Origin of the sequence: Burkholderia sp. Ac-20379, from assembly GCF_017104645.1 — a bacterium.
GTDB lineage: Bacteria > Pseudomonadota > Gammaproteobacteria > Burkholderiales > Burkholderiaceae > Burkholderia.
In genome coordinates this window covers 1-13,436 of sequence record NZ_JAAGPF010000201.1, presented here as the reverse complement: position 1 = coordinate 13,436, position 13,436 = coordinate 1, and the positions used below count along the sequence as shown (strand labels likewise).

At 66.3% G+C, this 13,436-nt stretch carries 16 protein-coding genes and 1 pseudogene; 2 read left to right on the top strand and 15 right to left on the bottom strand.

Going from position 1 to position 13,436, the window contains the following annotated elements; all coding sequences use genetic code 11:
* Both G3N92_RS22425 and G3N92_RS22420 read right to left on the bottom strand, forming a co-directional pair.
* A pseudogene (locus G3N92_RS22425) lies at positions 1 to 196 on the bottom strand (recombinase RecA); the annotation flags it as partial.
* Positions 197 to 387: 191 nt separating this feature from the next.
* A complete protein-coding gene (locus G3N92_RS22420; RefSeq protein ID WP_206129774.1) occupies positions 388 to 1,203 on the bottom strand; it encodes a MetQ/NlpA family ABC transporter substrate-binding protein in 816 nt (271 codons plus the stop codon).
* A gap of 243 nt (positions 1,204 to 1,446) precedes the next feature.
* Between G3N92_RS22420 and G3N92_RS22415 the strand changes: the two genes are divergently transcribed.
* The gene (locus tag G3N92_RS22415) at positions 1,447 to 1,737 is read left to right on the top strand and encodes a YciI family protein (protein ID WP_206129771.1); all 291 of its coding nucleotides are present in this window, start codon (positions 1,447 to 1,449) and stop codon (positions 1,735 to 1,737) included.
* 25 nt (positions 1,738 to 1,762) lie between these two features.
* On the opposite strand, the gene G3N92_RS22410 is transcribed toward G3N92_RS22415, so the two are convergent.
* The 5 genes from G3N92_RS22410 to G3N92_RS22390 are packed head-to-tail and all read right to left on the bottom strand — an operon-like array spanning position 1,763 to position 5,894.
* Entirely contained in the window at positions 1,763 to 2,389 is a 627-nt protein-coding gene (locus tag G3N92_RS22410; protein WP_206129770.1) for an SCO family protein, read from the bottom strand.
* Positions 2,390 to 2,397: 8 nt separating this feature from the next.
* On the bottom strand, positions 2,398 to 3,300 hold the full coding sequence (gene cyoE / locus G3N92_RS22405; RefSeq protein WP_206129769.1) for a heme o synthase: 903 nt from the start codon (positions 3,298 to 3,300) through the stop codon (positions 2,398 to 2,400).
* A gap of 15 nt (positions 3,301 to 3,315) precedes the next feature.
* Positions 3,316 to 4,425, bottom strand: coding sequence for a COX15/CtaA family protein (locus G3N92_RS22400; protein ID WP_206129768.1), 1,110 nt, complete (start codon positions 4,423 to 4,425; stop codon positions 3,316 to 3,318).
* A gap of 37 nt (positions 4,426 to 4,462) precedes the next feature.
* Positions 4,463 to 5,122, bottom strand: coding sequence for a cytochrome C oxidase subunit I (locus tag G3N92_RS22395; RefSeq protein WP_241014962.1), 660 nt, complete (start codon positions 5,120 to 5,122; stop codon positions 4,463 to 4,465).
* A gap of 46 nt (positions 5,123 to 5,168) precedes the next feature.
* Entirely contained in the window at positions 5,169 to 5,894 is a 726-nt protein-coding gene (locus G3N92_RS22390) for an SURF1 family protein (protein ID WP_206129767.1), read from the bottom strand.
* 87 nt (positions 5,895 to 5,981) lie between these two features.
* On the opposite strand from G3N92_RS22390, the gene G3N92_RS22385 reads away from it, so the two are divergent.
* On the top strand, positions 5,982 to 6,191 hold the full coding sequence (locus G3N92_RS22385) for a twin transmembrane helix small protein (protein WP_206129766.1): 210 nt from the start codon (positions 5,982 to 5,984) through the stop codon (positions 6,189 to 6,191).
* A gap of 28 nt (positions 6,192 to 6,219) precedes the next feature.
* On the opposite strand, the gene G3N92_RS22380 is transcribed toward G3N92_RS22385, so the two are convergent.
* From G3N92_RS22380 to G3N92_RS22345, 8 genes are all read right to left on the bottom strand, one after another.
* Complete coding sequence (locus tag G3N92_RS22380; protein WP_206129765.1) at positions 6,220 to 7,080, bottom strand: cytochrome c oxidase subunit 3; 861 nt, start codon at positions 7,078 to 7,080, stop codon at positions 6,220 to 6,222.
* Positions 7,081 to 7,165: 85 nt separating this feature from the next.
* A complete protein-coding gene (locus G3N92_RS22375; RefSeq protein WP_206129764.1) occupies positions 7,166 to 7,354 on the bottom strand; it encodes a DUF2970 domain-containing protein in 189 nt (62 codons plus the stop codon).
* Positions 7,355 to 7,384: 30 nt separating this feature from the next.
* Positions 7,385 to 7,966 (bottom strand): cytochrome c oxidase assembly protein, encoded by a 582-nt coding sequence (locus G3N92_RS22370; protein WP_206129763.1) that lies wholly within the window; start codon positions 7,964 to 7,966, stop codon positions 7,385 to 7,387.
* 36 nt (positions 7,967 to 8,002) lie between these two features.
* The gene (locus tag G3N92_RS22365; RefSeq protein WP_206129762.1) at positions 8,003 to 8,143 is read right to left on the bottom strand and encodes a cytochrome oxidase small assembly protein; all 141 of its coding nucleotides are present in this window, start codon (positions 8,141 to 8,143) and stop codon (positions 8,003 to 8,005) included.
* A 57-nt stretch (positions 8,144 to 8,200) separates the two neighbouring features.
* The gene (gene ctaD / locus G3N92_RS22360; protein WP_206129761.1) at positions 8,201 to 9,808 is read right to left on the bottom strand and encodes a cytochrome c oxidase subunit I; all 1,608 of its coding nucleotides are present in this window, start codon (positions 9,806 to 9,808) and stop codon (positions 8,201 to 8,203) included.
* Positions 9,809 to 9,862: 54 nt separating this feature from the next.
* Entirely contained in the window at positions 9,863 to 11,485 is a 1,623-nt protein-coding gene (coxB, locus tag G3N92_RS22355; protein ID WP_206129760.1) for a cytochrome c oxidase subunit II, read from the bottom strand.
* A gap of 43 nt (positions 11,486 to 11,528) precedes the next feature.
* Complete coding sequence (locus G3N92_RS22350; RefSeq protein ID WP_206129772.1) at positions 11,529 to 12,005, bottom strand: DUF2244 domain-containing protein; 477 nt, start codon at positions 12,003 to 12,005, stop codon at positions 11,529 to 11,531.
* A 235-nt stretch (positions 12,006 to 12,240) separates the two neighbouring features.
* Positions 12,241 to 13,203, bottom strand: a complete 963-nt coding sequence (locus G3N92_RS22345; RefSeq protein ID WP_206129759.1) for a methyltransferase domain-containing protein — start codon at positions 13,201 to 13,203, stop codon at positions 12,241 to 12,243.
* Positions 13,204 to 13,436: the final 233 nt, after the last annotated feature.

Below are 13,436 nucleotides of genomic sequence, written 5' to 3'. Positions count from 1 at the left end.
GCAGCCGCATCTCGCCGCAGCCCGCATGCGGCACCAGCAGCTCGACGAGCGCGCCGACCGGCCAGCCGCCGCCCGGCAATTCGGCCGACAGCGCCGGATAGCCGGTGCCGACCGTGCGCGCGCCGCCCCGGGCGAGCTGGGAGCCGCGCCAGAGCGAAGGATGCAGCGATTCGAGGGGAACGGAGGCGGACGACATCGGCGGGCGGCATGAAGCCAACGATAACTGTATATATATACAGTATATGAGAAGCCGTCCGGCGACGCATGATTTTCGAGAAACAATTTCAGGGGCCGGAAGCGGCATGGCGCGATACCGCGCACCGGCGCCGTAAACGACGAAAGGCCCCGCAGGGCCTTTCGGTCAAACCAGGGAAACGAGGCGGCCGCTCAGAACGACGGCACCATCGAACCCTTGAACTCCTTCAGGATGTAGGCGCGCACTTCCGGCGACTGATACGCCGCCACGAGCTTCTTCACCCACGGCTGGTTCTTGTCCTGCGCGCGCACGGCGATCAGGTTCGCGTACGGGCTGGTCAGCGATTCGAGCGCGATCGCGTCCTTGGTCGGCTGCAGGTTCGCGGCGATCGCGTAGTTCGTGTTGATCACGGCGGCATCCACGTCGCCGAGCACGCGCGGCAGTTGCGCCGCGTCGAGTTCGGTCAGCTTCAGCTTCTTCGGGTTGTTCGTCACGTCGAGCACGGTGGCGTTGTTGCCGCCCGTGGCCGCGCCGGCCTTCAGCTTGATCACGCCTTGCGATTGCAGCAGCAGCAGCGCGCGGTTCTCGTTCGACGGATCGTTCGGCACCGCGACCTTCGCGCCTTCCGGCAGGTCCTTCAGCGATTTGAACTTCTTCGAATAGACGCCGATCGGCGAGATGTAGGTCAGGCCCGCGCTGACGATCTTGTAGCCGCGCTGCTTCACCTGGCTGTCGAGGTAGGGCTGGTGCTGGAAGCTGTTGGCGTCGAGATCGCCCGAATCGAGCGCCGCGTTCGGCTGCACGTAATCGTTGAATTCGATGACCTTCACGTTCAGGCCTTGCTTCTCCTTCGCGACCTTCTGCACGACCTGCCACACCTGCGCATCCGGGCCGGCGACCGTGCCGACCTTGATCACCTTGTCCTGCGCCTGCGCGCCGAACGACACGCTCAGGGCCGCGCCGGCTGCGACGGCGGACACCACTTTCAGGAGATTGCGACGCTTCATCATCTGTTGTTCTCGCTTGCTGTATTGCTGTTGCTTTACCGGATGTGGGCAGCGCGGTTCGTGGCCGCCCGCCCGTCAAGGATGCGAATGGTGTCACAGGATCCGCATCAAGTGAAATACATCCCGCTCATATGGGTATGCCTGGCGACGCGCATCGCCGCGACGTGCGGCCTGCGGAGCGACTTGTGCTACAAAGCAGATCGGCGCCATGCACCAGCACCGCCCTCCCGGACAGGATCCCGAATGTACGTCATCGATTTCCACTACACGGCCTCGCGCGATCGCATCGACGCGGCGCTCGACCGCCACCGCGCGCATCTGCAGATCCATTTCGACAGCGGCGTGTTCATCGCCTCGGGGCCGAAGGTGCCGCGCGACGGCGGCGTGATTCTCGCGGCGCGCGTGGAGCGCGAGCGGCTCGACGCGATCCTCGCCGAGGATCCGTTCGTGCTGGAGGGGCTCGTGACCTATACCGTCACCGAATTCAAGACCACGCGCGTGGCGGCGGGCCTGAACCTGCCGGCGCTGCCCTGAGCACGCGCCGGCCGCCGCGGCGCACTCAGCCGAGCAGCAGTTTCAGGTCGTGCACCCACGGCCCCGCGCCTTGCCCGTCTCGCACGAACAGGCGCAGCTTGCCGTCGGGATCGAACACGTAGCTGGCCGCCGTGTGGTCCATCGTGTAGCTGCCGGGCGTCTTGCCCGGCGACTTCGCGTAGTAGATGCGGAACGCCTTCGCGACCTGCTTCAGTTGCGCGTCGTCGGCCGGCCGCAGCGCGACGAACGACGGATCGAACGCGGCCACGTATTGCGCGAGCAGCGCGGCCGTATCGCGCTCCGGATCGACGCTCACGAGCAGCACCTGCACGCGCTTGGCATCGGGCCCGAGCGTCTGCATCGCCTGCGCGAGGTCGGCCATCGTGGTCGGGCAGATATCGGGGCAATGCGTGTAGCCGAACACCAGCACGACCGCGCGGCCCTTGAAGTCGGCCAGCGTGCGCATCCGGCCCGCGGTATCCGGCAACGCGAAATCCTTGCCGAACTGCGTGTTGCCGGTGATGTCGAGATTCTGGAAGGCGGGTTGCGGCTGGCAGCCCGCGAGGCCGGCGGCCGCGCTGCCCGCCAGCAGGCAGGTTGCGGCGGCGGCAATCAGGCGGCGCCGCCGCGCGAAGCGGGAAGGCGGCGTCACGATGGCGCTCAGAAGCCGAGCACCGGACGCGCGTAGTGGTCGATCAGCAGCGCCGCGAACAGCAGCGACAGATAGACGATCGAGAAGCGGAAGGCGCGGCGCGCGAGCTCGTCGGAGTAATCGACGTAGACCTTCCACGCATAGGCGAGGAACATCGCGCCGAGCAGCACCGCGCTGGCCAGATAGACCACGCCGCTCATGCCCGAGATGAACGGCATCATCGTCACGACGAACAGGATCACCGTGTAAAGCAGGATGTGCAGCCGCGTGAACTTCGAGCCATGCGTGACCGGCAGCATCGGCAGGCCCGATTGCTCGTAATCCTTGACGCGGTAGAGCGCGAGCACCCAGAAGTGCGGCGGCGTCCAGACGAAGATGATCAGCACGAGGATCCACGCGTCGCCGGGCACGCTGCCCGTGACGGCGGCCCAGCCGAGCGCCGGCGGCATCGCGCCCGAGGCGCCGCCGATCACGATGTTCTGCGGCGTGGCCGGCTTGAGCAGCAGCGTGTAGATGACCGCGTAGCCCACGAACGTGGCGATCGTCAGCCACATCGTCAGCGCGTTGGTGAACGTGTAGAGCGTCCAGGCGCCGGCGCCGCCGAGCACGGTGGAGAACGCGAGGATCTGCGGCGTGGTGATCTCGCCGCGCGCCGACGGCCGCCAGGCGGTGCGGCGCATCTTCGCGTCGATCTTCTGTTCGACGAGGCAATTGATGGCGAACGCGGCGCCGGCCAGCAGCCAGATGCCGACGGTGCCGCCGATCAGCACCTTGGGCGGCACCATGCCGGGCGTGGCCAGGAACATCCCGATCACCGCACAGAACACGGCAAGCTGGGTGACGCGGGGCTTCGTCAGCGCGAAATACTGAGACAGGCGGCTGCCGGGGGACTGGGAGAGCGAGGATTCCATGGGCGCTTGGCGTCGTCAGGCGGGCGCGATGTCGCGCGCGGGGAGCGCGGCGCGGCCGGGACGACTTGAAAGGATTCGAAAGTTTAACATGATCAGCAACAGCAACAGGATCGCGGCCCCGCCGTTGTGGGCGACGGCGACGGGCAGCGGCCACTGCAGCACGATGTTGGTCAGCCCCGTCACGAACTGGATCGCGACCACCAGCAGCACGCCGTTGGCGGGCCGCCGCAGCGACGCATAACGGCGCATGCGCCAAGCGAACGCCACCAGGAACGCGATCACGACGAACGCGAACGTGCGGTGCGTCCAGTGGATCGCCACCAGCGCATCCTGCGTGATCGCCGCGCCGTCGCCGGCCATGCCGAGCGCGCGCCACAGATGGAAGCCGTGCGCGAAATCCATCGGCGGCACCCATTGGCCGTTGCAGGTCGGGAAATCGGTGCAGGCGAGCACCGCGTAATTGGTGCTGACCCAGCCGCCCAGCGCGATCTGCACGACCAGCAGCAGCAGCGCCGCGAGCGCCGCGGCGCGATGGCGGCCCGCCTCGGGGTCGTGCGCCGGCAGCGGCGTCATGCGCGCGGCGAGCCAGCCGAGCGAGCCGAGCAGCGTCAAGCCGAGCAGCAGGTGAATCGTCACGATCACGGGTTGCAGCTTCATCGTCACCGTCCAGGCGCCGAACGCGCCCTGCACGAGAATCAGGCCGAGCAGCCCGGTGGGCCACCACGGCGACACCGACAGCGGCCGGCGCCGCGCGCGTGCCACCCAGGCGATCAGCACCTGGGCGATGATCAGCACGCCGATCGCCATCGCGAAATAGCGGTGGATCATCTCGATCCAGGCCTTCGACATGCTGACCGGCCCGGACGGCATGGCCAGATGCGCGGCCGAGATCGCCGCGTGCGCGACGAACGGCGACGAGGTGCCGTAGCAGCCCGGCCAGTCGGGGCAACCGAGGCCCGAATCGGTCAGGCGCGTGAAGCCGCCGAACATCACGAGATCGAGCGTGAAGAAGGTCGTCATCCAGACGAGCTTGCGGAATTTGTCGTCGTCGGCCTTCACCCACACGTAGGACAGGGGCAGAAGCGCGATCGTCAGGCCGATCAGGCCGAGTTGCAGTAGGTACATCCAGAATTCTCGTTGCGCCGCGCAGCGTGGCCCGGCCTCAACCGATGCTCGACCACTTGAGCAGCTTCGTCACGTCGTTCTTGATCTTGCTGGGGTCGGGATCCTTCGGAAACCGCATCATCAGGTTGCCGCTCGGGTCGACCAGATAGATGTGATCCGTGGCGTGCGTGCCGGCATCGGCGGGCAGCCAGGCCTCGACCGCGGCGGGATCGACGACGAAGCGCCGCGTGTCCGGATAAGCCGACAGGATCCTGGCGTCGACGGGCCTGGCATCGCTGCGCAGCCAGACCGGGACGATCCGCTGCCGCTCGCCGCCTTGCGTCGCGCGCACCTGCCGCATGAAGTACAGTTTCCGGGCGCACGCATCATCGCACAAACCGCCGTTTTCCATCACCAGCAGCCAGACGCCGCGCAGCGACGCCAGCGGCACCGTGCGGCCGGTTTCGTCGGTCGCCGTCAGCCCGGCCGGGATCGGCCGCTGGGGCGAGATCAGCGTGCCGTAGTTGGTGGAACCGCCACGGGGCTTGACGACGTAGTACGTGAAATAGGACGCGACGACCGGCGCGGCGCAGATCAGGAACAGCGCGAGCAGCACCCAGCGGCCGCGCTGCCACGAGCCTTGATGCGACGATGTGCCGCGCCCGGATTGGGCCTGCGCCGGGCGGGAAGACGGGGTCGACACGGCATCGTTCTCCATACGAATCTCATTCGAGGCGCGGCGCGACGCACCGGCCGGTTGTGCTTCAGGCATCCCGGGTCACGCCCGGGGCGGTCTTGCGGGCCGCGCGCCGTGCCGCATACAGGCCGGCCACGGCGGCTGCCGCCGCCATCGCCCACCACTGCACCATGTAGCCGTAGTTGCGGCCGACATCCTGGGTCGGCTGCGGCCAATCGCGCACGAGGCCGTCGTCGCTGCCGCCGGTCTGCTGGATCACGTAAGGCAGCAGCGGCAGCCCCGTCTCGCGCGCGAACGCGGCGACCTCGAGGTTCTGCCGGATCCGCTGATGCGCGGCCGAGCCGCCGCTGCCGAGTTCGAACGCGCGCGACGCGTCGGCGCGCGCGATGCCCTCGATCGTCACCTCGCCCGGCGGCGTCGCGAACGGCGCGATCGTCGTGCGCTCGGCCAGATTGCGCGGCAGCCAGCCGCGGTTGACGAGCACATAGGCGCCGTCGGCCAGCCGCATCGGCATCACGACATAGAAGCCGGGCTGATCGCGATACGCGCGGTTGTCGAGGAACACGGCGTCGGCGGCGATCAGGCGGCCCGTGGCGCGCACGCGATGGAACTCGACGGCCTGCAGCGTCACCGGCGCCGCGCCCGCGACGAACGGCTCCGCATGTTCGTAACGCATCACGTTCGCCTCGAGCGCTTCCTTCTGATGCGCGCGATCGCGCTGCCAGAAACCGAGCCGAACGGTCAGCGCGATCACCGCGAGAACCAGCAGCGCGGGCAGCCAGTGCAGCTTCATCTTCGGACTCCGGAACATTCGCATCGGCGGGAGCGAAGTGCGATAATCGTCCGGTCGTCGACGAACCGCCGGTCAACGGTAAGTTCCATGCACATCCTCGTTCCCATCGCGTTTGCGCTGATCCTCGCGAGCCTCGCGTCGGCCCTCTATTTCATGATGCACGACCGTGGCCACACCAAGCGCATGGTCTGGTCGCTCGCCACGCGCGTCGGGCTGTCGATCTCGCTGTTCCTGTTCATCCTGTTCGCGAACTGGATGGGCTGGATCCACTCGACCGGCATCCCGATGGGCCGCTGACGGCGGCCCCGCTCTCCTCTCCAGACGCTTACGACAGCCAGTACACCACCACGTACAGGCCGAGCCACACCACGTCCACGAAGTGCCAGTACCACGCCGCGCCCTCGAACGCGAAGTGGTGATCGGGCTTGAAGTGCCCGCGCAGCATCCGCACCAGCACCACGGTCAGCATCGTGCCGCCGAGAAACACGTGGAAGCCGTGAAAGCCCGTCAGCAGGAAGAACGTCGACCCGTACACGCCCGAGGCCAGCGTCAGGTTCAGTTCGTGGTACGCATGAAAATATTCGAAGCCCTGCAAGAACAGGAACGAGACGCCGAGCACGATGGTGGCCGCCAGCCAGACGATCGCCTTGCGCCGATGATCCTCGCGCAGCGCGTGGTGCGACACCGTCAGCGTCGCGCCTGACGTCAGCAGCAGCGCGGTGTTGATGGTCGGCACCGGCCACGGGCCCATGGTGCGGAAGTGCCCGGCCAGCGCGGCCGGCCCCTCGTTCGGCCACACCGCGCTGAAGTCCGGCCAGATCAGCCGGTAATCGAGGCTGCCGAGCTGGTGCATCGCGATCTCGCGCGCATAGAACAGCGCGCCGAAGAACGCGCCGAAGAACATCACCTCGGAGAAGATGAACCAGCTCATGCTCCAGCGGTACGACTTGTCGACGCGCTGGCCGTACATGCCGCCCTCCGATTCGGAGATCGCGTCGCCGAACCAGTGATACAGCACGAACAGCACCCACAGCAGGCCGAGCACCATCGTGATCGGCGCCCATCCGTGGCCGTTGATCCAGAGCGCCAGCGAACCGAGCATGACGAGCAGGCCGAGCGCCGCGCTGATCGGATGTTGCGAAGGGTGCGGCACGAAATAGTAGGGGCTTTCGTTATGAGCGCTCATGCTTGATTCTCCACTTCAGTCCAGTTGAGTCCGGAGTGCCCGGACCGCCGCGCGAGCGCAACGCCTCGCGCCGTTGTTCCTGCCGCTACCCCACCACCGCCCGCACGATCAGCAGCAACGCGCCGATGAACAGCGCCGCCGCGATCAGCGCGGCCAGCAGCACATGCAGCGGGTTCAGCGATTGCGCGTCCGCCTCCAGATCGCTGCGCTTGCGCACGCCGAAGAACGACCACAACACCGCCTTGAGCGTCTTGCCGATCGAGCCTTGCGTCATGACTTCTCCCGCACAACGTCCGTCGCCGCGTCACGCACCCGGGCTGGCCTGCGCGGCCGCCACCGGCGCCGGCTTGTTCAGCTCGAAAAACGTGTAGGACAACGTGATAGTTTTGACGTCTTTCGGCAGTGCCTTGTCGATCACGAACACCACCGGCATCCTGCGCGATTCGTTCGGTTTGAGCGTCTGCTGCGTGAAGCAGAAACACTCGATCTTCTTGAAGTATTCGGTGGCCTGCTTCGGCGCGTAGCTCGGGATCGCCTGCGCGACGACCGGCCGGTCCTGTCCGTTCGTGACGTCGTACACCACCGTCATCACCTCGCCCGGATGCACGTCGAGGCTGCGCTGCTCGGGCCGGAAACCGAGCGGCCCGCGCGCGTTCGCATCGAACTCGACCGACACCGTACGGCTCATGTCGACCTGCGTATTGCGCGCTTCGCGTGCGCTGACGTCGCGCTGCACGAGATTGTTGATGCCGGTGACCTGACAGATCGCGCGATAGATCGGCACGAGCGCAAAGCCGAAGCCGAACATCAGCGCCGCCACGATCACGAGCTTGATCAGCATCGTGCGGTTGAACAGGCTGTCGGCATCGGCGATCGATTTCGACATGGTGAGGATTCCTCTCTGTCTGGGCCGGCGTCTACGTCATGAGGTCGAAGCGATCCACTGATTGACGACGGCGGCGATGAAGAATACGGCCACCACGGCCAGCAGAATCAGGCCGAGGCGCTTGTTGCCCGCGCGGATCTGCGCGGGCGTGCGTGCTTGTGAAGAGTTCCGGTTCATCGGCTCGGGCGGGTGGTTGGCGCCGCCGCCCGGGCCGGGCGACCAGCGCGTTGTGCGTCAGTCGACCGTCGGCGGGTGCTCGAAGGTATGGAACGGGGCCGGGCTCGGAACCGTCCATTCCAGGCCGGTCGCCCCATCCCACGGCTTGTCGCCGGCCTTCTCGAGTTCGCCTCCGCCGCGATAGGCGGGCAGCACCACCGCGAACAGGAAGTACACCTGGGCAAGACCAAAGCCGAACGCGCCGATCGTCGCCACCTGGTTGAAGTCGGTGAACTGCGCCGGGTAGTCGGCGTAGCGGCGCGGCATGCCGGCCAGGCCGACGAAGTGCATCGGGAAGAACGTGACGTTGAAGAAGATCATCGTCGCCCAGAAGTGGATCTGGCCGCGCATCTCGTTGTACATCCAGCCGGTCCACTTGGGCGCCCAGTAGTACCAGCCCGAGAACAGCGCGAACAGCGAGCCGGCCACCAGCACGTAGTGGAAGTGCGCCACCACGAAGTAGGTGCCGTGATACTGGATGTCGAGCGGCGCCATCGCGAGCATCAGGCCCGTCAGGCCGCCGAACGTGAACACGAACAGGAAGCCGATCGAGAACAGCATCGGGGTTTCGAAGCTCAGCGAGCCGCGCCACATCGTGGCGACCCAGTTGAACACCTTCACGCCGGTCGGCACCGCGATCAGCATCGTCGCGTACATGAAGAACAACTGGCCCGTGACCGGCATGCCGGTGGCGAACATGTGGTGCGCCCAGACCATGAACGAGAGAATCGCGATCGAGGCCGTGGCGTACACCATCGAGCTGTAGCCGAACAGCGGCTTGCGCGAGAACGCCGGGATCACCTGCGAGACGATCCCGAACGCCGGCAGGATCATGATGTAGACCTCGGGGTGCCCGAAGAACCAGAAGATATGCTGGTACATCACCGGATCGCCGCCGCCGGCCGCGTTGAAGAACGAGGTGCCGAAGTGGCGATCGAACAGCACCATCGTGATCGCACCGGCCAGCACCGGCATCACGGCGATCAGCAGGTAGGCCGTGATCAGCCAGGTCCACGCGAACATCGGCATCTTCATCAGCGTCATGCCCGGCGCGCGCATGTTGAGGATGGTCACGACGATGTTGATGCCGCCCATGATCGACGACGCGCCCATCAGGTGCACCGCGAAGATGGCGAAATCCATGCCCGGCCCCATCTGCGTCGACAGCGGCGCGTAGAGCGTCCAGCCGGCCGCCGTGGCGCCGCCCGGCGCGAAGAACGAACCGACCAGCAGCACCGCCGCCACCGGCAGCAGCCAGAAGCTGAAGTTGTTCATGCGGGCGAAGGCCATGTCCGACGCGCCGATCTGCAGCGGGATCATCCAGTTCGCGAAGCCGACGAACGCCGGCATGATCGCGCCGAACACCATGATCAGGCCGTGCATCGTGGTCAGCTGGTTGAAGAATTCGGGGCGCATGATCTGCAGGCCCGGCTCGAACAGCTCGGCGCGAATGCCGAGCGCCATCACGCCGCCCGACAGGAACATCACGAACGAGAACAGCAGGTACAGCGTGCCGATGTCCTTGTGATTCGTCGCGAACAGCCAGCGCCGCCAGCCATGCGGCAACGCGTGCGCATGATCGTCGTGCGCGTGGTCCGCGGGTACGTCGTGTCCAATGCTAGACATGGATGTCTCCTAATTCGTATTCCGATGCCGTCGGTGAGGACGACGAACGGTGGCTCAGGCGGCCGGCGCGATCTCTACACGTCGCGCTTGTCTGGCGTCGGCGCCACCCGTGATCGCTTGCGGCTTCTGCAGCACGATCCGGCCTTCGGCCACGCCCGCGGCCTTCAGTGCGTCGCGCACGGCTTGCGCGCGGCGCTTGGCGAGATCGGCATTGGCGGCCGCCGACCCCGTCTTGTCCGTGTAACCCGACAACGTGAGCTTCGCATCGGCATGCGCGCTCGCATATTGCGCCGCCGCATCGATCGCGGCCTTGGCGTCGCCCGGCAGATCGCTCTTGCCGGTGTCGAAATAGATCGCGGCCGGCAGCGCGGCGGTTTGCGCCGCGGCACCCGCATCCGACGCGCCCGTTGCCGCCGCCGCGGCCGGCGCCGATGCTTCGGATGCCGATGCATTCGCGGCGGGCGCGTTGCCGGTGGCCGGCGCCGCGCCGCCTTCGGGCATCTTGCCGTTGCGCGCATCGGCCACCTGCTTCGGTTGCAGCGCATCGCCCATGTGATTGCCCCAGGCATTGCGCTCGTAGGTGATCACCGAGGCCAGATCGACGTCGGACAGCGACGCCCAGCTCGGCATCGCGCCCTTGCCGTGCAGCACGATCTCGAGGTGCCCGGCGATCGGGCCGGTGGCGATCTTGCTGCCGTCGATGGCCGGGAACGCGCCGAGGCCCTTGCCGTTCGGCTGGTGGCAGGCCGCGCAAGTGGCCTTGTAAACATCCTCGCCGTGCGCCATCAGTTCGGCGCTGGTCCAGACCTTGTTGGGATCGAGCGTGGCGGAAGCGGCCTTGGCCTTCTCGTCCTTGACCCATTTGTCGTAATCGTCCGCCGACACCACCTTCACGACCACCGGCATGTAGGCGTGTTCCTTGCCGCACAGCTCGGTGCAGAAGCCGCGATAGGTGCCGACCTTGTCGGCCTTGAACCAGGTGTCGCGCACGAAGCCCGGGATCGCGTCCTGTTTGACGCCGAACGCGGGCACGTACCACGAATGGACCACGTCGTTGGCCGTGGTGATGATGCGGATCTTTTTGTCGACGGGCACCACGAGCGGGTTGTCGACTTCCTGCAGGTAGGTGTCGCTGATCGGCTGCTGGCCGTTCACTTCGCTGCGCGGCGTCGTGAGCGTGGAGACGAAGCTGATGCCCTCGCCCGGCCCCTTCACGTAGTCGTAGCCCCACTTCCACTGATAGCCCGTGACCTTGACGGTCAGATCGGCGTTGGTGGTGTCCTTCATGGCGACCACGGCCTTGGTGGCCGGCAGCGCCATCAGCACGACGATCACGAACGGCACGATCGTCCAGATGATTTCGACGGTGGTGCTTTCGTGGAAATTCGCAGCCTTGTGGCCACGCGATTTGCGGTGCGCGAACACCGAATAGAACATCACGCCGAACACGCCGACGAAGATCACCGTGCAGAGGATCAGCATCATGGTGTGCAGGTCGTACAGTTCCTGCGCGATCTTCGTGACGGGGGGCTGGAGGTTGATCTCGTTGACGCGCGGCCCGCCGGGGCTGTCGCCGACGGCCAGGGCCGCGCCGGACGCGAGTAACCCGCCTACCGCCAGCAAACCAATGAGGGCGCGATTGATTGTTTTCATGGCTTCCTTACCCAAAATTGTCATTCCTACCCTCCCCCACCGCCCGACATCGGGGCGGCCGCTCCGATCAGCCGCATCGCCTCAGCGACGCGTGCAGCTCACGAGCGAACTGGGCTCGCCGGTATTGGGCGAGATACTGCCCGACCACGACGCTCTGCCCGCGCGACACGACCCTGACCGGATCGCGCGGCGACGCCCCCGGTTCGACCCGCACCCAGCACGGGTTGAACTCGAAGCGCGTCAGTTGCTCGGCGCTCATCCGCTCGATCAGCAGACGATGCGGGAACAACCTGATGCGTTCGTAATCGACTGCATGGCGCGCATGGATGGCGAACGCCACGCCCACTGCCAACAGCTCGACACCGGTGAATGGCAACACGAGCCAGGCGCCGCGCCACCACAACAGCGCGGCGATCGCCAGCGAGAAGGCGGCAAGCGACGCATAACACGCGACGAACTGGCGCGGAGAAACCGAACAATTGCGCTTGATGAGCCAGTCCATCAGAACTGTTTCGGTGTCCGTGATACCTGTCGTTCCACTCATCGCTGCCTCTCGCGATCGGCATCGAAGCTGGCCCGAAACGGGCCTGCGGCCCTGCATTGCAAAATGCTTGCAGGACGGCAAACTGACGCATTATAGGCGTGAAAAACCGCATCTACAAGCAAGCGCCCGTCACCCTCAAACCCAAGCGGGACAAGCCTTTCAAGCATTTTAGGAGATTTTTTGGCGTCGTTTTGGACGGCTAATTTTCGGCATAACGAAACCCCTCTTTACCGCGTCAAATATTCTTGCGAGGGCCGCGTCCGATATCTTCGAGACGCACGATGCCATGGCCTTCCGCGGTCGTGCGCGGCGTGGCTTTCCAGGCGTGTCCGTAGATCACCTCGAAGCTCAGTGCAATGGTGCCGTCGTCTCGCCGGCGCGCTTCGAGCGCATCGACCAACGCGCGATACGTGCGTGCCGGCAGGCGTTCGCCCGCGCCGCGCGCGAACGGATAGGCGCCCCAGCGCCGCACGTCGGCCAGCAGCGAGGCGGCCGACTTGTAAGTGATCGTCAACGCTTCCTGATCCATCACGGGAATCTCGAAACCGCTTTCGACGAGCATGTCGCCGAGATCGTGCATGTCGACGAAGTCGATCACGTGTGCGCGCGGCGCGCAATCGGTAACGGCCTCAGCATCGGCATAGGCGGCGCGCAATTCGCGCAGCGTATCGGGGCCGAGCGTGCTGAACATCAGCAGGCCGCCCACGCGCAGCACGCGCTGCCACTCGGGAAACACGAGATCCGGGCGCGAGTGCCAGTGCAGCGCGAGGTTCGACCAGACGAAATCGAATGCGCCGCCCGCGAACGGCAAGGCCGCGAAATCGGCCTGCGCGAGACGCGGGCCGCGCTGGCCGAGCGCCTTCGACAGCGTGGCCGGCAGGAACCGCCGCCAGCTCGTATCGGCCGCTTCCTGCGAGGCCGCGCGCGCGAGCATCGCCGTGGACAGATCGACGCCATAGACAGGTGCCTCGGGAAATCGCGCGCGCAGCAACGGCAGATCGTCGCCGACACCGCAGCCCGCATCGAGCACGCCCGACGGATTCACCTTGATGTAGTCGAGGCGTTCGCCCATCCGTTGGGCAATTTCTCGTGGCAGGAACGCAACCGCGTCGAAGGCGGCGGCACGGCGATCGAAGATCCGCCGCAAATGCCGGGGATCATTGGCCGGACGGCCAGAGGGTGCGGAAACGGAGGACATGTCGGGCAAACTGGCGAAGTGCGCGAAGTATACTCGCTCGCCTCGCGTGCTTCAGCGCGGGCGGCTCGCGCGGAGGAACCCGATGAACCTCGCCACCGTATTGCGCCGCAGCATCGCGGCCCGGCCCGCCGCGGGGCTGCGCACGGCCTGCCGTCGCGCGATGGCCGCGGCGCTGCCAAATCTGTGCGCGTTATGCGGCAATTCGTCACGCAGCGTGCTGTGCGACGCTTGCA